Raw genomic sequence first — 23,077 nt, 5'->3', positions numbered from 1 at the left:
TAAAATATGGCAAAAAAATTTATGAGAAGTGGTAGAGATCAAAAAATTGGAGGCGTTTGCGCAGGTGTAGCCCACTATTTTGATATTGACCCTACTATTGTCCGTGTGATTTGGGGCGTTCTTGCCTTTTGTTATGGGGCAGGGGTACTTGCTTACTTGATTTTATGGGTAATTGCACCTGTTTCTAGCGAATATTAAAAGAGAATCAGAATAGAACAAAGAGAAATAAAAAGGAGTCCAAATGGCTTTTGGAGATAATGGAAAACGTAAAAAAACAATGTTTGAAAAAGTAACGCTTTTTGTCGTGCTAATTATGTTGTTTGTAACCCTTGCTGGTATCTTTGCGACAGCGCTTGGAGCTTTTAGCAGATTCTAAGCAAGTTGCTAAGATAGAAACAATAACTAATGACTGGATTTTCCAGTCCTTTTTAAAGTGAGAAGAAAATATGAGTATGTTTTTAGATACAGCTAAGATCAAGGTCAAGGCTGGTAATGGTGGCGATGGTATGGTTGCCTTTCGCCGTGAAAAGTATGTCCCGAATGGCGGTCCTTGGGGTGGCGATGGTGGACGTGGTGGTAACGTTGTTTTCGTTGTGGACGAAGGCTTGCGTACCTTGATGGATTTCCGCTATAACCGTCATTTTAAGGCCGAATCCGGTGAAAAAGGAATGACCAAAGGAATGCATGGACGTGGTGCAGAAGACCTTCGTGTTCGTGTACCACAAGGAACAACTGTACGTGACGCTGAGACAGGAAAAGTGATTACAGACTTGATTGAGCACGGTCAAGAATTTATCGTAGCTCATGGTGGTCGAGGTGGTCGCGGAAACATCCGTTTTGCGACTCCCAAAAATCCTGCACCTGAGATTTCTGAGAATGGGGAGCCAGGTCAAGAACGTGAGTTGCAACTGGAATTGAAGATCCTAGCTGATGTTGGCTTAGTCGGTTTCCCATCTGTCGGAAAGTCAACTTTGCTTAGTGTCATTACTTCAGCCAAACCAAAGATTGGTGCCTACCACTTTACGACTATTGTCCCTAATCTAGGGATGGTCCGTACACAGTCAGGTGAATCTTTTGCCGTAGCGGACCTGCCAGGTTTGATTGAGGGAGCTAGCCAGGGTGTTGGTTTGGGGACTCAGTTTCTTCGTCATATCGAACGTACACGAGTTATCCTCCATGTCATCGATATGTCAGCTAGCGAAGGACGTGATCCTTATGAGGACTACCTTGCTATCAATAAGGAATTAGAATCCTACAACCTTCGTCTCATGGAACGTCCACAGATTATCGTGGCCAACAAGATGGATATGCCTGAAAGTCAGGAAAATCTTAAAACTTTCAAGGAAAAGTTGGCAGCAAACTACGATGAGTTTGAAGAACTACCAGCCATCTTCCCTATTTCTGGTTTGACTAAGCAAGGTTTGGCGCCCCTTTTGGATGCGACAGCTGAATTGTTGGATAAGACTCCTGAGTTCTTGCTCTATGACGAGTCTGATATGGAAGAAGAAGCTTACTATGGCTTTGACGAGGAAGAAAAAGCCTTTGAGATTAGTCGTGATGACGATGCGACATGGGTGCTTTCTGGTGAAAAACTCATGAAACTCTTTAACATGACTAACTTTGACCGTGACGAGTCTGTCATGAAGTTTGCTCGTCAGTTACGTGGTATGGGGGTAGATGAAGCCCTTCGTGCGCGTGGAGCCAAGGATGGAGATCTGGTCCGAATCGGTAAATTTGAGTTTGAATTTGTAGACTAGGAGATTGATATGGGAGATAAACCGATATCATTCCGAGATGCAGATGGAAACTTTGTCTCTGCAGCAGATGTATGGAATGAAAAGAAACTAGAAGAATTGTTTAATCGTCTCAATCCCAAACGTGCTCTTAGATTAGCACGAGAAAAAAAAGGCAATGAGAAGGCTGATAAAGAAGAAAAATAGCCTATCGACATTGATAAAAGAGAACCCCGTGATTGTATTCATCACGGGGAATTTTTTAGTCATTGAAGAAAAATGGTGGCGCAAATTTTTTAAGAATTTCAAAGCAAGTCTGTGCTTCTTCAGCATTTTCACAGATAAGAAGGCAGACATCATCACCACATACGGTGGCAATGATTTGTTTGAAATCAAGTGCATCGAGAACAGCTCCAAACGATTGGGCAAGGCCTGGCAAGGTTTTGAGGACAACCTGATGCTGGACAGGACGTAGCATGACCAAGCCATCTTCCATATAGTTTTCCAAGCGTTTTTCCCATTTGGAGATGGAACCAGTATTTAAAACATAGTAAGAATGATCTGCTTCGCGAACCTTTGATAGATTCATGGTTTTGATATCGCGTGAGAGAGTGGCCTGTGTGACTTGAATATCATTTTCAGCTAGTAAAGCTTGCAACTCTGCCTGTGTATGAATCTTATTTTTGGCTACAAGCGCACGGATGAGTTGGTGTCTATGTTCAGATTTATTCATATGAGGCTGGCTCCTTTTATGAGGGGATGGTGATGGAGGATTGTGTGAGATCGACTGTTAAGTGATAGTCTGTATTATCACGGACAGTGATTTCAAAGTCGGTAGTATAGAGAACAAGGCGAAGTGTGTCACCTTTTTTCAGCTTGTAAATCGTAGGTTGTAGGTCAAATTGGATTTCCATCCATTTTTCAGCTTCTATGCTCTCAACAGTTAGTAAATCATTTCGATTTTGTAAATTAAGGTAGCCTTTGGAGATGACACGTTGAACACTTGGATTGAATGGCAGTTCGCAGAGATTTTCAAGCATATGGTAGCGACCGTTGTCAATGGTTCTAGCACTTAAAACAGCTGGATAAGGCTGTAGATATTTCTTTTGTCCAAGTTCCAGCAGTTGAGCAGATAATAAGCCCTTGTTTGTACTTGATTTGACACGAAGTTTCAGCTCTACTCGACCATTTAAGTGAATATCTTGAGTTACTGGAAGGTCAATGGTGATTTGATTGGCTTTTCCTTGGTAAAGTTCTGTGTTGAAAGTCTGGTAAGTCTTGCCATAACGTTCAAAATCATTTTGATCATACTGGTTTTGAATCACTTTTTCCTCAGTTCCAAGAGAGAAGGTATGCAGTTTATCCTGTTTGCCAAAGTCATCAAGACTCTGCCATGTTTGAGGTGCAGTATTGTCTTGCCAGATGACAGTAGGGAGTTGATAGCTTGAGTCAAGTCCTAACAATTTTTTACTTAACAAGGCATTTATGGACTCGCGGAAGTCAATCGACTGCCAGTTGTTCACATAGACATGGGCACCATGATGGAAAAAGAGGTGCTTGTGAAGATGAGCTGGAAGAGCATGAAACATCTGATATACGTGAAGTGGTTTGACGTTCCAATCCTGAGAACCATGAGTAAAGACGACCTCAGCTTTAACCTTGTGAGCATTGAGCAGATAGTTGCGGTCATGCCAAAACTGATTGTAGTCACCAGTCTTGCGATCCAGTTGCTCTTTTACCTTCTCTAAGTCTGCCTGATGAGCTTCATTACCACGAATATAGTCACCGGCTAGGAGATTGCGGGAGTAGGTCAATTCAGCAAGTGAGTCAAAATCCTCACCTGGATAACCACCAGGGCTAGTCACCAGACCATTTTCACGGTAGTAGTTGTACCAAGAGGAAATTCCTGCTTCAGCGATGATCACTTCCAAGCCATCAACACCAGTGGTGGCAAGACCATTGGACATGGTGCCTAGATAAGAAATTCCTGTTGTTGCGACTTTTCCGTTTGACCAATCAGCCTTGATTTGACGTTTGCGTGTGTGATCCGTGAAAGCACGGCAACGGCCATTAAGCCAGTCAATCACATTTTTATATGCCTCAATCTGCTGGTAGTCTCCATTGGTCATGAGCCCTTGAGAATCTTTGGTTCCAACACCCGATACATAGAGATTGGCAAATCCACGTGGAAGGAAGTGGTCGTTGAGAGTGTATGAACTATTGATATGAGTTAACTTCTCTTCAGCTTCTGAGACGACTTCTGCTTGACCAAGAGGTTCGACTACATTCAGCTTAGGCTCCTCGAGCTCAATGGTGTGGGCAGGTTTGACCTCAAGCTCTCCTTCCATCTTGTAGAGAGCCTTGTCGCTGGCTTTGTCGTTGGTGCCTTGGTGATAAGGACTGGCAGTCATAAGAGCAGGGACTTGTCCATTATAGCGAGGGCGAATAATGCTGACCTTGACTAAGTCAGGGAGACCGTCTTTATCAGTATCCACACGACTCTCGACATACACGACTTCATGAATGACATCATGAGTAGAGAAGGTTGCCAAGCTCTTACCGTTAAAGTAGTGGTAGTGGTTGTCTTCTGAAATGAGTTCGTCACTAACAAGTTGGTCGATGAGCGTATTTCCCTTTTTGGTTCGAGTGTTGAGCAAATGGTAGAGATTTTCAATCAAATCTCCATAAATAATAGGAAAACCAGTTTTTTTACGGAATTGTTCGGCGTCTTCAAAGTCAACAAGATAGTTAAACCCTAAAAGTTGAAAAGCCACAGTATAAAAAATCTCAGGAGTCAGGTCACAATCTGACTGAAAGAAGGTAAGGAGATCAGTCTCCTTGTCAGCTGCTAAGACAGACAAAGGATAGTCGGTATTTTTATAAGTGAAAAAACTCCAGCGGACAAATTGTTCAAGTTGTTTTTTTGATGCTTGTTCTGGTACCAGCTTCAAACCAAGCTGAGATAACTCGCGTAAAACTTGCGAATGAGAAACGGGCAAGTAGCTGAATTGATTAAAACGCATGGCGCTCTCCTTTGAAAATATTTTAAATTTAGTATATCAAAAATAAGGTAAAAAAGATATTGTTGACCTGTGATGAAGTCACTTTAAAAGGAATGGTCTCTACCTTTTCATTCTAGTTTTTAAAATGGTATAATAGTAGTATATCTAAAGCAAGGAGGAGATGAAATGATTGCACAACTCAACACCAAGACTGTTTACAGTTTTATGGAAAGTGTGGTTTCGATTGAAAAATATGTACAAACAGCTAAAGAATACGGCTATTCTCACCTTGCTATCATGGATGTGGATAATCTCTATGGAGCTTATCACTTTTTAGAAGTGACTCGTAAGTATAGTATTCAACCTTTAGTCGGTCTGGAAATGACTTTGGTCAAAAATGAGGAGAATATCTCTCTTCGTTTTCTAGCCCTATCCACTAAAGGTTACCAAGAGTTGATGAAGTTATCCACTTTAAAAATGACAGGACGAAAAAACTGGTCTGACTTCACCAGCCACCTCGAAGATGTTGCCATTATTGTTCCTTATTTTGCTGGAATCGAACAATTGGATTTGGGGCATGATTATTATATCGGTGTTAGTCCAGATACTCCTCAAGAAGTTTTTACCAGACCCATTCTTCCACTGTATCAAGTCAATTCTTTTGAAAAAGAAGACATACAGGTTTTACAAATCTTATCGGCAGTCAAGGACAATGTCAGCCTGAGAGAAGTGGATGTGCATTCACAACAGGGAATCTTTCTACCAGCCTCAGATTTAGAAGCTCGATTTAAAAATCGCTTCCCTCAGGCACTTGCCAATCTTCAAGGCTTGATAGAGAATGTTGATTATCAACTTGATCCAAGTTTAAAACTCCCTCGCTTTAATCCTGAAAGACCAGCAGTAGAAGAACTTCGAGAGAGGGCTGAGCAAGGCTTGAGTGACAAGGGGCTAACCTCAGCTATCTATCATGAGCGACTGAATGAGGAGTTAGCTGTGATTCATGATATGGGCTTTGATGACTATTTTCTTGTAGTTTGGGATTTGCTCCGTTTTGGACGCTCCCAAGGCTACTATATGGGAATGGGGCGTGGTTCTGCTGTTGGTAGTCTGGTGGCTTACTCACTGGATATTACAGGAATTGACCCGGTTGAAAAGAACTTGATTTTCGAGCGCTTTTTAAATCGTGAGCGCTACACCATGCCCGATATCGATATCGACATCCCTGACCTTTATAGGCCGGAGTTCATTCGCTATGTTCGTGATCGGTATGGTAGTCAACATGTGGCACAGATTGTCACTTATTCGACCTTTGGAGCAAAACAGGCAATTCGTGATGTTTTCAAACGTTATGGTGTTCCAGAGTACGAATTAACCAATATTACGAAAAAAATCAGTTTCCGAGATACGCTAACGACAGCCTATGAAAAGAATTTACAGTTTAGGCAGGTCATCAATAGCAAGATTGAATACCAAAAAGCTTTTGAGATTGCTCGAAAGATTGAAGGTTATCCTCGTCAGACCTCTATTCATGCTGCAGGGGTCGTTATGAGTGACCAAGACCTGACAGACTATATTCCACTCAAATACGGTGAGGATATGCTCATCACCCAGTATGATGCTCATGCAGTTGAAGCAAATGGCCTTTTAAAAATGGATTTCCTAGGTTTACGTAACCTGACTTTTGTACAAAAAATGCAGGAATTACTGGCTGAGTCAGAGGGTGTTCATCTGAAAATCGAAGAGATTGATTTGGAAGACAAGGACACTCTGGCCCTCTTTGCTGCTGGAAATACCAAGGGGATTTTCCAATTTGAACAACCTGGTGCTATTCGACTCTTGAAACGAGTTCAGCCGCAAGTTTTCGAAGAAGTGGTAGCAACGACCTCACTCAACAGACCAGGGGCAAGCGATTATATCGATAATTTTGTGGCTCGTAAGCATGGCAAAGAAAAGGTGACGGTACTAGATCCTGCCTTGGAGGACATTCTGTCATCAACCTACGGAATTATGCTCTATCAAGAGCAAGTCATGCAGGTTGCTCAGCGTTTTGGAGGTTTCAGTCTTGGTAAAGCCGATATTCTCAGACGAGCCATGGGTAAGAAAAATGCTAAAGAGATGCATTTGATGAAGGAAGATTTTATCACAGGAGCTATGAAACTTGGGCATACAGAAGAAAAGGCCAACCAAGTTTTTGCAGTGATGGAAAAGTTTGCGGGCTATGGATTTAACAGATCCCACGCCTATGCCTACTCAGCACTGGCATTCCAGCTTGCTTATTTCAAGACGCACTATCCTGCTATTTTCTTTCAAGTCATGTTGAATTATTCAAGCAGTGAGTATATTGTCGATGCTCTGCAGATGGGATTTGATGTAGCGCCTTTAGCTATCAACAGTATTCCCTATCACGATAAAATTACCCAGAAAACAATCTATCTTGGCTTGAAAGCCATTAAGGGGCTGCCAAGAGATTTGTCTTACTGGATCATCGAAAATCGTCCTTTCACAAGCATTGAAGATTTCGTCACTCGTCTTCCTAAAAATTACAAGAAATTATCGCTTTTGACTCCTTTGGTTGAACTGGGGCTTTTTGATGAATTTGACAAGAATCGTCAGAAAATCCTAGTGAATCTGCCCAATTTGTTTGTTTTTGTTGAGGAGTTAGGAGGACTCTTTGCGGATGCAAACTATAGTTGGACTGAGGCTGATGATTTCACAGAGGCAGAGAAATTTTACAAGGAGCAGGAATTAATCGGCGTAGGTATCAGTGCCCATCCTCTCCAAACTCTTGCCAAACAAGCCCTATATCCGACGACGCCAATCACTAATCTAACCGAGGGAGCTCAAGCCACTCTCCTAGTTGAAGTTCAAAAGATTAAAGTGATTCGAACCAAGAAAGGCGAGAGTATGGCCTTTCTACAGGTTCATGATAGTAAGTCTCGGATGGATGTAACTGTATTTTCAGACCAATATAGAAAATTTGCTTCCATTTTATCCGAAGGGAAATTTTACTATATCAATGGTAAAGTTCAATCTCGAGATGGTCGTCTGCAAATGATTGCACAAGATTTGAAAGAAGCAGTCGCTGAACGATTCTGGATTCAAGTTAAAAATCACGACAACGATAAAGAGATTTCAAATATCTTGGAACAATATAAAGGCCCTATTCCTGTCATTATCAGGTATGTTGAGGAAGAAAAAACAATTGTTTCCTCCTGTCATTTTGTAAAAAAAGACCCTGCTTTACAGGAAAAATTAGAGGGAATTGCTATGAAAACGATTTATCGCTAAAAATACGAAAAATAGAAGAATTTTCAAATGAAATGTGGTATAATCAATAGGAATGTTAAAAGAAAAAGGAGCAAAACCAAATGAAACGTATTGCTGTTTTGACTAGCGGTGGAGACGCCCCTGGTATGAACGCTGCCATCCGTGCAGTAGTTCGTCAAGCAATCTCAGAAGGAATGGAAGTCTTTGGTATCTATGATGGATACGCAGGGATGGTTGCCGGTGAAATCTATCCACTTGATGCTGCTTCAGTTGGAGACATTATTTCACGTGGTGGTACTTTCCTTCACTCTGCTCGTTACCCTGAGTTTGCACAACTTGAAGGTCAACTTAAAGGGATTGAGCAGTTGAAAAAACACGGGATCGAAGGTGTCGTTGTAATCGGTGGTGACGGTTCTTATCACGGAGCTATGCGCTTGACTGAGCATGGATTCCCAGCTATCGGTCTGCCTGGCACAATTGATAATGACATCGTAGGTACTGATTTCACAATTGGATTTGATACTGCAGTTACTACTGCAATGGATGCGATTGATAAGATTCGCGATACATCATCAAGTCACCGTCGTACTTTCGTTGTAGAAGTAATGGGACGTAACGCTGGTGATATCGCACTTTGGGCAGGTATTGCTACTGGTGCCGATGAAATCATTATTCCTGAAGAAGGCTTCAACATGGAAGAAATCGTAGCTAGCATCAAAGCTGGTTATGAACACGGTAAGAAACATAACATCATCGTCTTGGCGGAAGGTGTTATGTCAGCAGCTGAATTTGGTCAAAAACTAAAAGAAGCTGGAGACACTAGTGACCTTCGTGTAACTGAACTTGGTCACATCCAACGTGGTGGTTCACCAACTGCGCGTGACCGCGTCTTGGCGTCACGCTTGGGAGCACATGCTGTTAAACTTCTTAAACAAGGAATCGGTGGTGTCGCTGTTGGTATTCGTAATGAGAAAATGGTTGAAAATCCAATTCTTGGAACAGCAGAAGAGGGAGCTTTGTTTAGCTTGACTGAAGATGGCAAGATCGTGGTGAACAACCCGCACAAAGCTGATCTTGAACTGTCTAGCTTGAACAAGAGCTTGTCCTAATCAACTTTCATAAATCTAGTAAAATGACCAGAAGGTCGAATTATATAAAGGAGTCACAAAATCATGAACAAACGTGTAAAAATCGTTGCAACTTTGGGTCCTGCGGTAGAAATCCGTGGTGGTAAAAAATTCGGTGATGACGGATACTGGGGAGAAAAACTTGACGTTGAAGCTTCAGCTCAAAATATTGCGAAATTGATTGAAGCAGGAGCGAACACTTTCCGTTTCAACTTCTCACACGGTGACCACCAAGAACAAGGTGAGCGTATGGCAACTGTTAAACTTGCTGAAAAACTTGCAGGTAAGAAAGTTGGTTTCCTTCTTGATACAAAAGGACCAGAAATCCGTACTGAATTGTTTGAAGGTGACGCAAAAGAATACTCATACAAAACTGGTGAAAAAATCCGTGTTGCAACTAAACAAGGAATCAAATCAACTCGCGATGTGATTGCTTTGAACGTTGCTGGTGCTCTTGACATCTACGATGATGTTGAAGTTGGTCGCCAAGTATTGGTTGACGATGGTAAACTTGGTCTTCGCGTTGTTGCAAAAGACGATGCAACTCGTGAATTTGAAGTTGAAGTTGAAAACGACGGAATTATCGCTAAACAAAAAGGTGTAAACATCCCTAACACTAAAATTCCTTTCCCAGCACTTGCTGAACGTGATAACGATGATATCCGTTTCGGTCTTGAGCAAGGTATCAACTTCATCGCGATCTCATTCGTACGTACTGCTAAAGACGTGAATGAAGTTCGTGCAATCTGTGAAGAAACTGGTAACGGACATGTTCAATTGTTTGCGAAAATCGAAAACCAACAAGGTATCGACAACTTGGATGAAATCATCGAAGCTGCTGACGGTATCATGATTGCTCGTGGTGACATGGGTATCGAAGTACCATTCGAAATGGTTCCAGTTTACCAAAAAATGATCATCACAAAAGTAAATGCAGCTGGTAAAGTCGCTATCACAGCAACAAACATGCTTGAAACCATGACTGAAAAACCACGTGCAACGCGTTCAGAAGTATCAGACGTGTTTAACGCTGTTATCGATGGAACCGATGCTACAATGCTTTCAGGTGAGTCTGCAAATGGTAAATATCCACTTGAATCTGTTCGTACAATGGCAACAATTGACAAGAATGCTCAAACCCTATTGAAAGAATATGGTCGTTTGTCATCAGTTAACTTGGCACGTAATTCTAAGACTGAGGTTATGGCTTCAGCTGTTAAGGATGCAACTAACTCAATGAATATCAAGTTGGTGGTTACTCTTACTAAGACAGGTCACACTGCTCGTTTAATTTCTAAATACCGTCCAGATGCTGATATCTTGGCAATCACTTTCGATGAATTGACTCAGCGTGGTTTGATGTTGAACTGGGGAGTTATTCCAGTAACAACTGATCGCCCATCAAACACTGATGATATGTTTGATCTCGCTGAAAGAATTGCAGTTGAGCAAGGTTTGGTTGAATCTGGTGATGATATTGTTATCGTTGCAGGTGTACCGCTTGGAGAAGCTGTCCGTACAAATACAATGCGTATCCGTACAGTACGTTAATTAAAATAAAAAGAGCCTATCATATCAAGCCTCATCGCTTATATGATGGGTCTTTTTTCTATTTTAGAAGATAAAAAGAGAGAGAATTTTATTAAACAGAAATGGGAAAAATAGGAGAACTATGGTATAATAGAATGCAGAGACCTTTTTAGTAAATTTTGAAAGAGTATAACATGAGAAAAATTGTCATCAATGGTGGACATCCATTGCAAGGTGAGATCACCATTAGCGGTGCTAAGAATAGTGTTGTAGCATTAATTCCTGCTATTATACTGGCAGATGATGTTGTCACTTTGGATTGTGTCCCAGATATTTCAGACGTTGCTAGTCTTGTAGAGATTATGGAAATCATGGGAGCGAAAGTAAAACGCTACGATGATGTTTTGGAGATTGATCCTAGAGGTGTTCAGAATATTCCTATGCCTTATGGCAAGATCAATAGCCTTCGTGCATCTTATTATTTCTACGGAAGTCTTTTAGGTCGCTTTGGTGAAGCTACGGTTGGACTTCCTGGCGGATGTGATTTGGGACCTCGTCCGATTGATCTCCACCTCAAAGCTTTCGAAGCTATGGGCGCCAAGGTGAGCTATGAGGGAGACAATATGAATTTGTCTGCCCAAGGCAAGGGTCTTCATGGAGCAAGTATTTACATGGACACCGTCAGCGTTGGCGCAACTATTAATACCATGATTGCGGCTGTTAAGGCTAAGGGACGGACTGTTATTGAAAATGCGGCTCGTGAACCAGAAATCATCGATGTGGCTACCCTTTTGAATAACATGGGGGCCCACATTCGTGGTGCAGGGACTGATATTATCATTATTGATGGTGTCGAGAAACTTCATGGAACGCGTCACCAAGTCATTCCAGACCGCATTGAAGCTGGAACCTATATTTCACTTGCTGCAGCGATTGGTAAAGGAATCCGTATTAACAATGTTCTTTACGAACACTTAGAAGGCTTTATCGCCAAACTGGAGGAAATGGGCGTTCGTATGACGGTCTCAGAAGACAGTATCTTCGTTGAAGAGCAGTCTGATTTGAAGGCCATCAATATTAAAACTGCCCCCTATCCAGGATTTGCAACGGATTTACAACAACCAATCACACCACTTTTATTAACTGCTCAAGGTCGTGGTACTATTATTGATACCATTTACGAAAAACGTGTCAACCATGTTTTTGAGTTAGCAAAAATGGATGCGGATATTACGACTACAAATGACCATATTTTCTACACTGGTGGGCGTGTTCTACATGGTGCCAAGGTGAAAGCGACAGATCTTCGTGCAGGTGCTGCACTTGTCATCGCTGGTTTGATGGCTCAAGGCCAGACTGAAATTACAAATATTGAGTTTATCCTTCGTGGCTACTCAGATATTATTGAAAAATTACGTAGTCTTGGAGCGGATATTACACTCGTCGAAGACTAAACCGTTGAGGTGATTATGAATATTTGGACCAAATTAGCAATGTTTTCTTTCTTTGAAACGGAGCGCTTGTATTTGCGTCCTTTCTTTTTTAGTGACAGTCAAGCTTTTTATGAGATTGCTTCAAATCCTGAAAATTTGCAATTTATTTTTCCCAGTCAAGCAAGTTTGGAAGAAAGTCAGTACGCACTTGCTAACTATTTTATGAAGGCTCCTCTAGGTGTTTGGGCAATCTGTAGCCAAGACAATCAGGAAATGATTGGTTCTATCAAGTTTGAAAAAATAGATGAAATCAAAAAAGAAGCTGAAATTGGTTATTTCTTAAAAAAGGATTCTTGGTCTCAAGGCTTTATAACAGAAGTAGTTACCAAACTTTGTCAGCTTTCATTTGAAGAATTTGGCCTAAAACAATTATCCATCATCACTCATCTGGAGAATCAAGCTAGTCAGAAAGTTGCCTTGAAAGCAGGTTTTAGTCTCTTTCGCCAATTCAAGGGGAGTGACCGCTATACGCGTAAAATGAGAGACTACCTTGAATTTCGATACGTTAAAGGAGAATTCAGTGAGTAAACACCAGGAAATCTTAAGTTATCTGGAAGAGTTACCAATAGGAAAACGTGTCAGCGTTCGTAGTATTTCCAATCACTTGGGTGTCAGTGATGGAACGGCTTATCGTGCCATTAAAGAAGCTGAAAATCGTGGAATTGTAGAAACTCGACCTCGTAGTGGAACCATTCGTGTCAAATCTCAGAAAGTGGCGATTGAAAAACTGACCTATGCAGAGATTGCAGAAGTCACCTCCTCTGAAGTTTTAGCTGGTCAGGAAGGGCTGGAGAGAGAATTTAGCAAATTCTCTATTGGGGCTATGACCGAGCAGAATATCTTGTCCTATCTGAATGATGGTGGTCTTTTGATCGTAGGTGACCGTACTCGTATTCAACTTTTAGCTCTGGAAAATGAAAACGCGGTCCTTGTAACGGGTGGCTTTCATGTGCACGAGGATGTACTGGAACTTGCCAATCAGAAAGGTATCCCTGTTTTACGAAGCAAGCATGATACTTTTACAGTTGCGACCATGATCAATAGAGCTTTGTCAAATGTGCAGATTAAGACAGATATTTTAACAGTTGAAAAGCTCTATCGTCCCAGTCATGAGTATGGTTTCTTAAGAGAAACGGACACAGTGAAAGATTATCTAGACTTGGTACGCAAGAATCGAAGTAGTCGTTTCCCAGTCATCAATCAGCATCAAGTGGTTGTGGGAGTTGTTACCATGCGTGATGCAGGAGACAAATCCCCCAGCACGACGATTGATAAGGTGATGACGCGCAGCATTTTCGTGACAGGATTAGCGACCAATATTGCCAATGTCAGTCAACGGATGATAGCAGAAGACTTTGAGATGGTTCCGGTAGTGAGAAGCAATCAAACTTTGCTCGGAGTTGTAACGAGACGAGATGTCATGGATAAGATGAGCCGCTCTCAAGTTTCGGCTTTGCCGACTTTTTCAGAGCAAATTGGACAAAAGTTGTCTTATCATCACGACGAAGTTGTGATTACAGTTGAGCCCTTTATGCTTGAGAAGAACGGAGTTTTGGCAAATGGTGTTCTTGCTGAAATTTTAACTCACATGACACAGGATTTGGTGGCAAATAGCAGACGCAATTTAATCATTGAGCAGATGCTAATTTACTTCTTGCAGGCTGTGCAGATAGATGATACTTTGCGGATTCAGGCACGTATTATTCACCACACGAGACGCTCAGCCATTATTGATTATGATATTTATCATGGTCATCAAATTGTATCAAAAGCAAACGTTACAGTCAAAATCAATTAGAATCTAGGAGAAAAAATGATAACTTTAAAATCAGCACGTGAAATCGAAGCTATGGACAAGGCCGGTGATTTCCTAGCAAGTATCCATATCGGCTTACGTGATTTGATTAAGCCAGGCGTGGATATGTGGGAAGTAGAAGAGTATGTTCGTCGTCGTTGTAAAGAGGAGAATTTCCTTCCTCTACAGATTGGCGTAGATGGGGCAGTCATGGATTACCCCTATGCCACTTGTTGCTCTCTTAACGACGAAGTAGCTCACGCTTTTCCACGTCATTACATCTTGAAAGATGGGGACTTGCTCAAGGTTGATATGGTTCTAGGTGGGCCGATTGCCAAATCCGACCTCAATGTATCAAAACTCAACTTCAACAATGTTGAGCAAATGAAAAAATACACCCAAAACTATACTGGTGGTTTAGCTGACTCATGTTGGGCTTATGCGGTTGGTACACCGTCTGAAGAAGTGAAAAACTTGATGGCTGTAACCAAGGAAGCTATGTATAAAGGGATTGAGCAAGCCGTCGTTGGAAACCGTATTGGCGATATCGGTGCGGCCATTCAGGAATACGCTGAAAGTCGCGGTTACGGTGTCGTTCGTGATTTGGTTGGTCATGGTGTTGGACCAACTATGCACGAAGAGCCAATGGTTCCTAACTACGGTATAGCAGGTCGTGGACTCCGTCTCCGTGAAGGAATGGTGCTGACCATTGAACCCATGATTAATACTGGTGACTGGGAAATCGATACAGATATGAAAACTGGCTGGGCTCATAAGACTATTGATGGTGGCCTATCTTGTCAATATGAACACCAGTTTGTGATTACAAAAGACGGTCCTGTTATCTTGACAAGTCAAGGTGAAGAAGGAACGTATTAAAATGAAAGGAGCTTGTACCGCCCCCAAAAAGTTAGACAGAAAAAATCAGCTCTTTGTCAACTGTAGTGGGTTGAAGTCAGCTAAGATCGAGAAAGGACGAATTTCGTCCTTTCTTTTTTGATGTTGAGAGCGATGAAAATCCGTTTTTTGAAGTTTTCAAAGTTCCGAAAACCAAAGGCATTTCGTTTGATAAGTTTGGTGAGATTATTAGTCGCTTTTCATTATAAATCTTATGGGACTTTTTTTGTACAAGGTTTCTAAATAAACTGATTAAATTCCTATTTTTCCCTATCATTGTCCCTGTTTTTTCTGGAATTTTGGGGCTATAATAGTCCTATCAAATCAAAGAATGGAGGAAGGCAATGGACAATGTAATCTTTTTTATCAGTGTTTTTCTTGCTGGAATTCTTTCCTTCTTTTCTCCTTGTATTTTACCCTTGTTGCCAGTCTATGCAGGAGTTTTGTTGGATGACAAAGAGGGTGCTCGGGGTTCCAGCGGCAAATTTTCAATATCAGTTGTTAGTTTATTGCGAACTCTGGCTTTCATAGTGGGAATTTCCTTTATCTTTATTTTACTGGGTTATGGAGCTGGTTTTTTGGGTAACTTGCTGTATGCCTCTTGGTTTCAGTATGTGACGGGGGCGGTTATCATTCTCTTGGGCTTGCACCAGATGGAAGTTTTACATTTTAAGGGACTTTACAAGGAAAGAAGGCTACAATTAAAGAGACAGGGACAAAAGGGTAGTGGCTATAGTCAGGCATTTTTGCTGGGCTTGACCTTTAGTTTTGCTTGGACACCTTGTGTGGGGCCGGTTCTTGGCTCTGTTTTAGCCTTGGCGGCTTCAGGTGGCTCAGGTGCATGGCAGGGAGCTGGGCTCATGTTGATTTACACCCTGGGTTTGGCGCTACCTTTTTTGGTTTTAGCTTTAGCCTCCAGCTATGTTTTGAAACATTTCCGAAAACTTCATCCTTACCTCGGAACCCTCAAAAAAGTGGGTGGTTTCCTCATTATCGTAATGGGAATCTTGGTGCTTTTGGGAAATGCGTCTATTTTGACAAGATTATTTGAATAGAGAGGAAGAAGAAATGAAAAAATGGCAAACATGCCTCCTTGGAGTCGGCTCAATCTGTTGCTTAGCAGCCTGTTCGGCTAAAAATATGTCAGACGAATCTACTATGAAGGAGCAAACAAAAACAGAACAAGTCAGTGCGCAAACTGCAACTAAAGGTCAGGCAGTCGCTGATTTTAAACTGACGGGAGTAGATGGCAAGACTTACCGCTTGTCTGATTACAAGGGCAAGAAAGTCTATCTCAAATTCTGGGCTTCTTGGTGTTCCATCTGTCTAGCCAGTCTTCCAGATACGGATGAAATCGCTAAAGAAGCTGGTGATGACTATGTGGTCTTGACAGTAGTGTCTCCTGGACACAAGGGTGAACAAGCAGAAGAGGCCTTTAAGAACTGGTACAAGGGCTTGGATTATAAAAATCTTCCAGTTCTAATTGATCCGTCAGGCAAACTCTTGGAAAGTTATGGTGTCCGTTCTTACCCAACTCAGGCTTTTATAGACAAGGAAGGCAAGCTGGTAAAGACTCAACCAGGGTTTATGGATAAGGATATGATTTTAAAAACATTGAAAGAAATGGGGTAGAGAAAGATCATGAATGACAAAGTAAAATTGTTTGTTTTGGCAGGGATCTTTTTCCTAGCCATAACCGGTTTCTATTTTCTATTGATGCAAAATGCAGGGCAGACAGATAGGTCGCAAATTGAGAAAGCGTCAGTTAGCCAAGGAGGAAAAACAGTGAAAAAAACAGAAGTCAGTAAAGACGCAGACTTGCACGAGATTTATCTAGCTGGGGGATGTTTCTGGGGAGTGGAGGAATACTTCTCACGCGTTTCCGGAGTGACAGATGCCGTTTCAGGCTATGCAAATGGTAGAGGGGAAACGACCAAGTACGAATTGATTAACCAAACAGGACATGCGGAAACCGTCCATGTCACCTATGATGCCAATCAAATTTCCCTCAAGGAAATCCTGCTTCATTACTTCCGCATTATCAATCCAACCAGCAAAAATAAACAAGGAAATGATGTGGGGACTCAGTATCGTACCGGCGTTTATTACACAGATGACAAGGATTTGGAAGTAATCAACCAAGTCTTTGATGAGGTGGCTAAGAAATACGACCAACCTCTGGCAGTTGAAAAGGAGGCCTTGAAGAATTTTGTGGTGGCAGAGGATTATCACCAAGACTATCTTAAGAAAAATCCAAATGGCTACTGTCATATCAATGTTAATCAGGCTGCCTATCCCGTCATTGATGCCAGCAAATATCCCAAACCAAGTGATGAAGAATTGAAAAAGACCTTGTCAACTGAGGAGTATGCCGTCACCCAGAAAAATCAAACAGAACGAGCTTTTTCAAACCGCTACTGGGATAAATTTGAATCAGGTATCTATGTGGATGTGGCAACTGGCGAACCCCTCTTTTCATCGAAGGACAAGTTCGAGTCTGGTTGTGGCTGGCCTAGTTTTACCCAGCCCATCAGTCCAGATGTTGCCACCTACAAAGAAGATAAGTCTTACAACATGACACGCATGGAAGTGAGAAGTCGAGTTGGAGATTCTCACCTTGGCCATGTCTTTACGGATGGACCAAAGGACAAGGGAGGCTTGCGCTACTGTATCAATAGTCTTTCTATCCGCTTTATTCCCAAAGACCAAATGGAAGAAAAAGGCTATGCTTATTTACTAGATTATGTCGATTAAGACTCTTCAAACTACTTCAGCGTCGCCTTACCGTCCCCATACGTATAGTTACTGACTTCGTCAGTTTCATCTACAACCTCAAAACAGTGTTTTTGAGCTGACTTTGTCAGTTTTATCTACAACCTCAAAGCTGAACTTTGCACAACCTGCGGTTAGCTTCCTAGTTTGCTTTTTGTTTTCATTGAGTATAAGAAGTCTTTCCTAAGCAGTTAGAGGAGAATTTTGCTATACTGATACTAGTAAGTGGTAAAGGAGCAGAGCATGACCTACACAATCTTAATCGTAGAAGATGAATATCTGGTAAGACAAGGCTTGACCAAATTGGTTAATGTAGCAGCCTACGATATGGAAATCATTGGTCAGGCTGAAAATGGAAGACAGGCTTGGGACTTGATTCAAAAGCAGGTGCCAGATATTATTTTAACCGATATCAACATGCCTCAGCTAAATGGCATCCAGTTGGCCAGTCTGGTCCGAGAAACCTATCCTCAGGTGCATTTGGTTTTTTTGACTGGTTACGATGATTTTGATTATGCCTTGTCTGCTGTCAAACTAGGTGTAGATGACTACCTGCTCAAACCCTTTTCTCGTCAGGATATTGAGGAAATGTTGGGGAAAATCAAGCAAAAACTAGATCAGGAAGAAAAGGAAGAGCAGTTACAAGATTTACTGACTACCAAGTTTGAAGGAAATATGGCCCAGAAAATCCAGTCTCATCTAGCTGATAGCCAATTCAGTTTAAAGACCTTGGCCAGTGACTTGGGCTTTAGTTCGACTTATCTGAGTTCTTTGATTAAGAAAGAGTTGGGCATGCCTTTTCAGGATTATTTGGTGAGAGAACGTGTCAAACAAGCCAAGCTCTTGCTCTTGACAACGGATTTAAAGATTTATGAGATCGCAGAGAAGGTTGGTTTTGAAGATATGAACTACTTTACCCAACGCTTTAAACAGATTGCAGGTGTGACACCTCGTCAGTTTAAGAAGGGGGAAGGTCGATGAAACGTTCTTCTCTCCTAGTCAGAATGGTTATTTCCATCTTTCTAGTCTTTCTCATTCTCCTAGCTTTGGTTGGGACTTTCTACTATCAATCTAGTTCATCAGCCATTGAGGCTACCATTGAAGGCAATAGCCAAACGACTATCAGTCAGGCTAGCCACTTTATCCAGTCTTATATCAAAAAATTAGAAACAACCTCGACTAGTTTGACCCAGCAGGCGGATGTCCTAGCCTATGCTGAGAATCCCAGTCAAGACAAGGTCGAGGGAATCCGAGATTTGTTTTTGACCATCTTAAGGGCAGACCAGGATTTGAAAGCTGTTGTGTTGGTGACCAAATCCGGTCAGGTCATTTCTACAGATGATAGTGTGCAGATGAAAACTTCCTCAGATATGATGGCTGAGGACTGGTACCAAAAGGCTATTCATCAGGGGGCTAAGCCTGTTTTGACACCAGCTCGTAAATCAGATAGCCAGTGGGTCATTTCTGTCACTCAAGAACTTGTTGATGCAAAGGGAGCCAATCTGGGCGTGCTTCGTTTGGATATTTCCTACGAAACTCTGGAAACCTACCTCAACCAACTCCAGTTGGGTCAGCAAGGATTTGCCTTTATCATCAATGAAAACCATGAATTTGTCTACCATCCGCAACACACAGTTTATAGCTCGTCTAGTGAAATGGAGGCCATGAAACCCTACATTGAGACGGGGCAGGGCTATACGCTGGATCACCAATCCTACGTCAGTCAGGAAAAGATTGCAGGAACAGATTGGACGGTTATAGGCGTGTCTTCGTTGGAGAAGTTAGACCAGGTTCGGAGTCAGCTCTTGTGGACCTTGTTTGGGGCAAGTGTCACGTCTCTATTTGCCTGTCTCTGCTTGGTGTGGTTCAGCCTCAAACGCTGGATTGCCCCTTTGAAGGACCTGAGAGATACCATGCTGGAAATTGCTTCTGGTAATCAGAATCTTCGTGCCAAGGAAGCTGGAGCTTATGAACTGAGAGAAGTGACTCGCCAGTTCAATGCTATGTTGGATCAAGTTGATCAGCTGATGGCAGATGTTCGCAGACAGGAAGAAACGACCCGTCAGTATGAACTTCGAGCCTTGTCGAGCCAGATTAACCCCCATTTCCTCTATAATACCTTAGACACTATCATCTGGATGGCTGAATTTCAGGACAGTCAGCGAGTGGTTCAGGTAACCAAGTCCTTGGCGACCTATTTTCGCTTGGCGCTCAATCAAGGAAAGGACTTGATTTGTCTTTCTGACGAAATCAATCATGTCCGCCAGTATCTCTTTATCCAGAAACAACGCTATGGCGATAAGCTGGAATATGAAATTGATGAAAATCCTGCCTTTGATAATCTAGTCTTACCCAAGTTGGTGTTGCAACCCCTTGTAGAGAATGCTCTTTACCATGGCATCAAGGAAAAGGAAGGTCAGGGCCATATTAAAGTCTCTGTTCAGAAAAAGGATTCAGGACTAGTCATCCGCATTGAGGATGATGGCGTTGGTTTCCAAAATCCTGACGATAGTAGTCAAAGTCAGCTCAAACGTGGGGGAGTTGGCCTTCAAAATGTCGACCAACGACTCAAACTTCATTTTGGAGACAATTACCAGATGAAGATCAATTCTGCACCCGAAAAAGGAACGACGGTTGAAATATACATCAATAAAATAGAAACAAGTTAGCTCCCAGTCAATTCTGGGAGTTTTGCTTTTTAAAATCAGAATGATTAGTTGGCCTTGATAAAATCAGTAAAAAAAGATATGATAGATAGTGACAAAAGAGCTATCAAGTATGAAGGAAAAAGACATTCAAAGAGAAACAAGCCAGATTGTAGAAGATGTATTAGAAAAGGCCAATTTGAAGCAAGGAGCTATCTTTGTTTTGGGCCTTTCTTCTAGTGAGGTGATAGGTGGTCAGATTGGCAAGGAATCCAGCCAAGAAATTGGGGAAATCATTGTGAAAACCATCCTAGATATCCTAGAGGAAAAAGGAATTCATCTAGCTGTTCAAGGTTGTGAACATGTCAATCGAGCCCTCGTTGTTGAACGTCAGGTGGTAGAACAGTTTGGTCTGGAAATCGTCAGTGTCCTTCCTACACTTCATGCAGGAGGTTCAGGTCAGTTGGCAGCCTTCAAGTTTATGCAGGATCCAGTTGAGGTTGAATTTATCAAGGCCCATGCTGGATTGGATATCGGAGATACTGCGATTGGCATGCATGTCAAGCATGTTCAGGTTCCGATTCGCCCTCTTTTGAGAGAGATTGGGCATGCCCATGTAACGGCTTTAGCTAGTCGTCCAAAACTCATCGGAGGTGCGCGTGCACAGTATCCAGAAGACTTCATAAGAAAGTCATAAGTGGGCTGAAAGTTATCGTAAATTAGAGATATTTCAAGTATGTAGAGGTATAAGGTTGGAAAATTGTGTTTATATCGTTTCAGGGCCCCCAGGCGTTGGAAAGAGCACTGTCAGCAAAGAGTTGGCCTATTCTTTTGACAAAAGTGCAGTTATAGAGGGGGATATGATTTACTTAATGATAAAAAGTGGTCTCGTAGCTCCTTGGGAAGATGATGGATTTTATATGGATTTATTCTGGGATAATATTATCAGTCTGACCAATAATTTCTTGGATCGTGGCCTTACTGTCGTGATAGAGTATGTCATATTTGAAGATCAACTAAAGAAAATTGTAGCTTTCTTAAAGGAAAAACAAATTAAGTTAAAGTATTGTGTCCTAATGGCAGAAGAAGAAACCTTGAAAGATAGGGATTCTTCTCGGAAAGAAATTGAGAGAACAGGCGATTTATCAATCCAAGCAAGAAATGAATTTTTAGCTAAAAATAGAGAAAAACATCATTTTCTGTACACGGATGATTTAGATGTCAAAGAAACGGTAGGCATCATTAAAACTTCAAATCAATTTTTAATTTCTGAATAGTAAAAGATAGAGAGAGTAAGGGTATTGAAACCAAGACTCTCTCTGTTTTTATTGTTGAATTCTTGTGCAAAGTACTCCAAACAAGACCATCTTTTACAAGAAGAAGGGGTGCTATCTGATGGAAAATTGCCAAAAATAGAAAAAAGCAACTTAGAGAAGATTTTTAGTTATGGAAATCAATAAACAAAGCTGGATTTAGCTGTTCTAGGTTGGCCTTTTTGTGCTATACTTAGGATATGCATAGAAAAACAGTGATTGATTTTAGGGCTTTGGGTGAGAGATACACCTTTACCCAGTCCATAAGAGAGTTAAAAACGAGAGATTTAGCAGAAGTGGCAGACTTGCTGGCACAAGTGGAAAGCTACCAAGAGCATGGAACGGATACCGTAGAAACATTGGATGAGAGGGATTTTAACCAGCATAACGGGGTCTAAACTAGGACGACCTTTATCTTCAGAATAAGTATCTGCGACTAAGTCATAGATGAAGGAAAAATCGACCACTTGCTCAACCTGACGAAGAAAATGGGCTTGCGGAACGAGTTCATCTAGCGTGTAAAAACCAACTTGATTGCGGTTATATTCGAGATTTTCTTTGTGAAACATAGGGAATACCTCACAACTTTTCTTACCTCTATTATACGACTTTACACAAAGAAAAGCCCTTAGAAATTTGTAGTCTAAGGACTTTGTCTTCAATCTGAAAGGAGCTTACCTCCTTTTTTTGTGTCAAATTTAGTCAAAATAAATAAGCGTAGCAAAGTTGTCACAAATTTTTTCTTTTGTAGTAAAATAAGATTAGAATTTTGTGAAAGTAGGTAATTCGTTGGAGTCGATTATATTTCTAGTATCCGTTTTTTTGGCAGGTATCCTGTCCTTCTTTTCACCCTGCATCTTCCCTTTGCTACCTGTCTATGCTGGTATTCTGCTAGATGATCAGGGAAATTCGAAAAGTTTTCGCTTTTTTGGAAGAGACGTTGCATGGTCAGGCTTAATTCGGACCCTGTGCTTTATTGCAGGAATCTCCCTCATTTTCTTTATTTTGGGATTTGGTGCTGGATTCCTAGGGCACATGCTCTATGCTGACTGGTTTCGTTATGTAATGGGAGCAGTCATTATCCTTTTGGGACTTCACCAGATGGAAATCTTGCATTTCAATAAACTGGAAGTTCAAAAGACAGTCACCTTCAAACAATCAAAGTCTAATCACTATCTGTCAGCCTTTTTGCTTGGGATAACCTTTAGTTTTGGTTGGACCCCTTGTATCGGACCAGTTTTGAGTTCGGTCTTGGCTCTTGCAGCTTCAGGAGGGAATGGTGCTTGGCAAGGAGCCTTACTAACTTTAGTGTACACATTGGGAATGGCCCTTCCTTTCCTTGTTCTGGCCTTGGCTTCGGGATGGATCATGCCCTATTTTAGCAAATTAAAACCCCATATGATCCTACTAAAGAAAATTGGGGGAGCTTTGATTATTTTGATGGGATTGTTATTAATGCTAGGGCAGTTAAATGCCTTATCAGGAATTCTTGGATAAAAGGAG

Annotated in this window: 21 protein-coding genes and 2 pseudogenes; 19 read left to right on the top strand and 4 right to left on the bottom strand. The window is 41.6% G+C overall.

The window, feature by feature from the left end; all coding sequences use genetic code 11:
- The first annotated feature begins 6 nt into the window (after nt 1–6).
- The 4 genes from HT680_RS04400 (at nt 7) to HT680_RS04385 (ending at nt 1,940) form a co-directional block, all read left to right on the top strand.
- Entirely contained in the window at nt 7–198 is a 192-nt protein-coding gene (locus tag HT680_RS04400; RefSeq protein ID WP_001074503.1) for a PspC domain-containing protein, read from the top strand.
- Nucleotides 199–241: 43 nt separating this feature from the next.
- A complete protein-coding gene (locus HT680_RS04395) occupies nt 242–376 on the top strand; it encodes a DUF4044 domain-containing protein (RefSeq protein WP_000863854.1) in 135 nt (44 codons plus the stop codon).
- Nucleotides 377–446: 70 nt separating this feature from the next.
- Entirely contained in the window at nt 447–1,757 is a 1,311-nt protein-coding gene (gene obgE, locus HT680_RS04390; protein WP_173258509.1) for a GTPase ObgE, read from the top strand.
- 9 nt (nt 1,758–1,766) lie between these two features.
- Complete coding sequence (locus HT680_RS04385) at nt 1,767–1,940, top strand: hypothetical protein (protein ID WP_000502573.1); 174 nt, start codon at nt 1,767–1,769, stop codon at nt 1,938–1,940.
- Between the two features lie 55 nt (nt 1,941–1,995).
- On the opposite strand, the gene HT680_RS04380 is transcribed toward HT680_RS04385, so the two are convergent.
- Entirely contained in the window at nt 1,996–2,466 is a 471-nt protein-coding gene (locus tag HT680_RS04380; protein WP_001043005.1) for an arginine repressor, read from the bottom strand.
- Between the two features lie 16 nt (nt 2,467–2,482).
- The gene (locus tag HT680_RS04375) at nt 2,483–4,756 is read right to left on the bottom strand and encodes a Xaa-Pro dipeptidyl-peptidase (protein WP_173258507.1); all 2,274 of its coding nucleotides are present in this window, start codon (nt 4,754–4,756) and stop codon (nt 2,483–2,485) included.
- A gap of 165 nt (nt 4,757–4,921) precedes the next feature.
- On the opposite strand from HT680_RS04375, the gene HT680_RS04370 reads away from it, so the two are divergent.
- From HT680_RS04370 to HT680_RS04340, 7 genes are all read left to right on the top strand, one after another.
- Complete coding sequence (locus tag HT680_RS04370; protein ID WP_173258505.1) at nt 4,922–8,023, top strand: DNA polymerase III subunit alpha; 3,102 nt, start codon at nt 4,922–4,924, stop codon at nt 8,021–8,023.
- An 80-nt stretch (nt 8,024–8,103) separates the two neighbouring features.
- Nucleotides 8,104–9,111 (top strand): 6-phosphofructokinase, encoded by a 1,008-nt coding sequence (gene pfkA, locus HT680_RS04365; protein WP_173258503.1) that lies wholly within the window; start codon nt 8,104–8,106, stop codon nt 9,109–9,111.
- Nucleotides 9,112–9,174: 63 nt separating this feature from the next.
- The gene (pyk, locus tag HT680_RS04360; RefSeq protein WP_173258501.1) at nt 9,175–10,680 is read left to right on the top strand and encodes a pyruvate kinase; all 1,506 of its coding nucleotides are present in this window, start codon (nt 9,175–9,177) and stop codon (nt 10,678–10,680) included.
- 173 nt (nt 10,681–10,853) lie between these two features.
- Entirely contained in the window at nt 10,854–12,113 is a 1,260-nt protein-coding gene (locus tag HT680_RS04355) for a UDP-N-acetylglucosamine 1-carboxyvinyltransferase (protein ID WP_173258500.1), read from the top strand.
- 15 nt (nt 12,114–12,128) lie between these two features.
- Nucleotides 12,129–12,680 carry a GNAT family N-acetyltransferase gene (locus HT680_RS04350; protein ID WP_173258498.1) on the top strand — a complete coding sequence of 184 codons (552 nt, stop codon included), beginning with the start codon at nt 12,129–12,131 and terminating at the stop codon, nt 12,678–12,680.
- Nucleotides 12,673–13,950 (top strand): CBS-HotDog domain-containing transcription factor SpxR, encoded by a 1,278-nt coding sequence (spxR, locus tag HT680_RS04345; RefSeq protein WP_173258496.1) that lies wholly within the window; start codon nt 12,673–12,675, stop codon nt 13,948–13,950. The genes HT680_RS04350 and spxR overlap by 8 nt, the downstream gene beginning before the upstream one ends.
- A gap of 15 nt (nt 13,951–13,965) precedes the next feature.
- The gene (locus tag HT680_RS04340) at nt 13,966–14,826 is read left to right on the top strand and encodes a methionyl aminopeptidase (protein ID WP_173258494.1); all 861 of its coding nucleotides are present in this window, start codon (nt 13,966–13,968) and stop codon (nt 14,824–14,826) included.
- 80 nt (nt 14,827–14,906) lie between these two features.
- Here HT680_RS04340 and HT680_RS04335 read toward each other — a convergent pair.
- A pseudogene (locus tag HT680_RS04335) lies at nt 14,907–15,044 on the bottom strand (transposase); the annotation flags it as partial.
- A gap of 144 nt (nt 15,045–15,188) precedes the next feature.
- On the opposite strand from HT680_RS04335, the gene ccdA2 (HT680_RS04330) reads away from it, so the two are divergent.
- From ccdA2 (HT680_RS04330) to HT680_RS04300, 7 genes are all read left to right on the top strand, one after another.
- Complete coding sequence (ccdA2, locus tag HT680_RS04330) at nt 15,189–15,899, top strand: thiol-disulfide oxidoreductase-associated membrane protein CcdA2 (protein ID WP_173258492.1); 711 nt, start codon at nt 15,189–15,191, stop codon at nt 15,897–15,899.
- A 13-nt stretch (nt 15,900–15,912) separates the two neighbouring features.
- Nucleotides 15,913–16,476 (top strand): redoxin family protein, encoded by a 564-nt coding sequence (locus tag HT680_RS04325; protein ID WP_173258490.1) that lies wholly within the window; start codon nt 15,913–15,915, stop codon nt 16,474–16,476.
- Nucleotides 16,477–16,485: 9 nt separating this feature from the next.
- Nucleotides 16,486–17,598: a peptide-methionine (R)-S-oxide reductase MsrB gene (gene msrB, locus HT680_RS04320; protein WP_173258488.1), complete on the top strand. Its 1,113-nt coding sequence runs from the start codon at nt 16,486–16,488 to the stop codon at nt 17,596–17,598.
- 261 nt (nt 17,599–17,859) lie between these two features.
- Nucleotides 17,860–18,597: a response regulator transcription factor gene (locus HT680_RS04315; RefSeq protein ID WP_173258486.1), complete on the top strand. Its 738-nt coding sequence runs from the start codon at nt 17,860–17,862 to the stop codon at nt 18,595–18,597.
- Nucleotides 18,594–20,285, top strand: coding sequence for a sensor histidine kinase (locus tag HT680_RS04310; RefSeq protein ID WP_173258484.1), 1,692 nt, complete (start codon nt 18,594–18,596; stop codon nt 20,283–20,285). The genes HT680_RS04315 and HT680_RS04310 overlap by 4 nt, the downstream gene beginning before the upstream one ends.
- A gap of 109 nt (nt 20,286–20,394) precedes the next feature.
- Nucleotides 20,395–20,958 (top strand): TIGR01440 family protein, encoded by a 564-nt coding sequence (locus tag HT680_RS04305; RefSeq protein ID WP_173258482.1) that lies wholly within the window; start codon nt 20,395–20,397, stop codon nt 20,956–20,958.
- A 55-nt stretch (nt 20,959–21,013) separates the two neighbouring features.
- Nucleotides 21,014–21,538 carry an AAA family ATPase gene (locus HT680_RS04300; RefSeq protein WP_173258480.1) on the top strand — a complete coding sequence of 175 codons (525 nt, stop codon included), beginning with the start codon at nt 21,014–21,016 and terminating at the stop codon, nt 21,536–21,538.
- Nucleotides 21,539–21,909: 371 nt separating this feature from the next.
- Here HT680_RS04300 and HT680_RS04295 read toward each other — a convergent pair.
- Nucleotides 21,910–22,143 (bottom strand): annotated as a pseudogene (locus tag HT680_RS04295) (IS5/IS1182 family transposase); the annotation flags it as partial.
- A 220-nt stretch (nt 22,144–22,363) separates the two neighbouring features.
- On the opposite strand from HT680_RS04295, the gene ccdA2 (HT680_RS04290) reads away from it, so the two are divergent.
- The gene (gene ccdA2, locus HT680_RS04290; protein ID WP_173258478.1) at nt 22,364–23,071 is read left to right on the top strand and encodes a thiol-disulfide oxidoreductase-associated membrane protein CcdA2; all 708 of its coding nucleotides are present in this window, start codon (nt 22,364–22,366) and stop codon (nt 23,069–23,071) included.
- Nucleotides 23,072–23,077: the final 6 nt, after the last annotated feature.

This window comes from Streptococcus sp. 5905 (assembly GCF_013276505.1).
Taxonomy (GTDB): Bacteria; Bacillota; Bacilli; order Lactobacillales; family Streptococcaceae; genus Streptococcus.
The sequence above is the reverse complement of the archived record's forward strand: the minus strand, read 5'-3'. Positions and strand labels throughout refer to the sequence as shown.

Bases quoted from the DNA above. Each gene is read 5' to 3' on its own strand.
- HT680_RS04400 (WP_001074503.1), top strand. From the start codon at position 7: ATGGCAAAAAAATTTATGAGAAGTGGTAGAGATCAAAAAATTGGAGGC.
- HT680_RS04395 (WP_000863854.1), top strand. From the start codon at position 242: ATGGCTTTTGGAGATAATGGAAAACGTAAAAAAACAATGTTTGAAAAA.
- obgE (WP_173258509.1), top strand. From the start codon at position 447: ATGAGTATGTTTTTAGATACAGCTAAGATCAAGGTCAAGGCTGGTAAT.
- HT680_RS04385 (WP_000502573.1), top strand. From the start codon at position 1,767: ATGGGAGATAAACCGATATCATTCCGAGATGCAGATGGAAACTTTGTC.
- HT680_RS04380 (WP_001043005.1), bottom strand. From the start codon at position 2,466: ATGAATAAATCTGAACATAGACACCAACTCATCCGTGCGCTTGTAGCC.
- HT680_RS04375 (WP_173258507.1), bottom strand. From the start codon at position 4,756: ATGCGTTTTAATCAATTCAGCTACTTGCCCGTTTCTCATTCGCAAGTT.
- HT680_RS04370 (WP_173258505.1), top strand. From the start codon at position 4,922: ATGATTGCACAACTCAACACCAAGACTGTTTACAGTTTTATGGAAAGT.
- pfkA (WP_173258503.1), top strand. From the start codon at position 8,104: ATGAAACGTATTGCTGTTTTGACTAGCGGTGGAGACGCCCCTGGTATG.
- pyk (WP_173258501.1), top strand. From the start codon at position 9,175: ATGAACAAACGTGTAAAAATCGTTGCAACTTTGGGTCCTGCGGTAGAA.
- HT680_RS04355 (WP_173258500.1), top strand. From the start codon at position 10,854: ATGAGAAAAATTGTCATCAATGGTGGACATCCATTGCAAGGTGAGATC.
- HT680_RS04350 (WP_173258498.1), top strand. From the start codon at position 12,129: ATGAATATTTGGACCAAATTAGCAATGTTTTCTTTCTTTGAAACGGAG.
- HT680_RS04340 (WP_173258494.1), top strand. From the start codon at position 13,966: ATGATAACTTTAAAATCAGCACGTGAAATCGAAGCTATGGACAAGGCC.
- ccdA2 (WP_173258492.1), top strand. From the start codon at position 15,189: ATGGACAATGTAATCTTTTTTATCAGTGTTTTTCTTGCTGGAATTCTT.
- HT680_RS04325 (WP_173258490.1), top strand. From the start codon at position 15,913: ATGAAAAAATGGCAAACATGCCTCCTTGGAGTCGGCTCAATCTGTTGC.
- msrB (WP_173258488.1), top strand. From the start codon at position 16,486: ATGAATGACAAAGTAAAATTGTTTGTTTTGGCAGGGATCTTTTTCCTA.
- HT680_RS04315 (WP_173258486.1), top strand. From the start codon at position 17,860: ATGACCTACACAATCTTAATCGTAGAAGATGAATATCTGGTAAGACAA.
- HT680_RS04310 (WP_173258484.1), top strand. From the start codon at position 18,594: ATGAAACGTTCTTCTCTCCTAGTCAGAATGGTTATTTCCATCTTTCTA.
- HT680_RS04305 (WP_173258482.1), top strand. From the start codon at position 20,395: ATGAAGGAAAAAGACATTCAAAGAGAAACAAGCCAGATTGTAGAAGAT.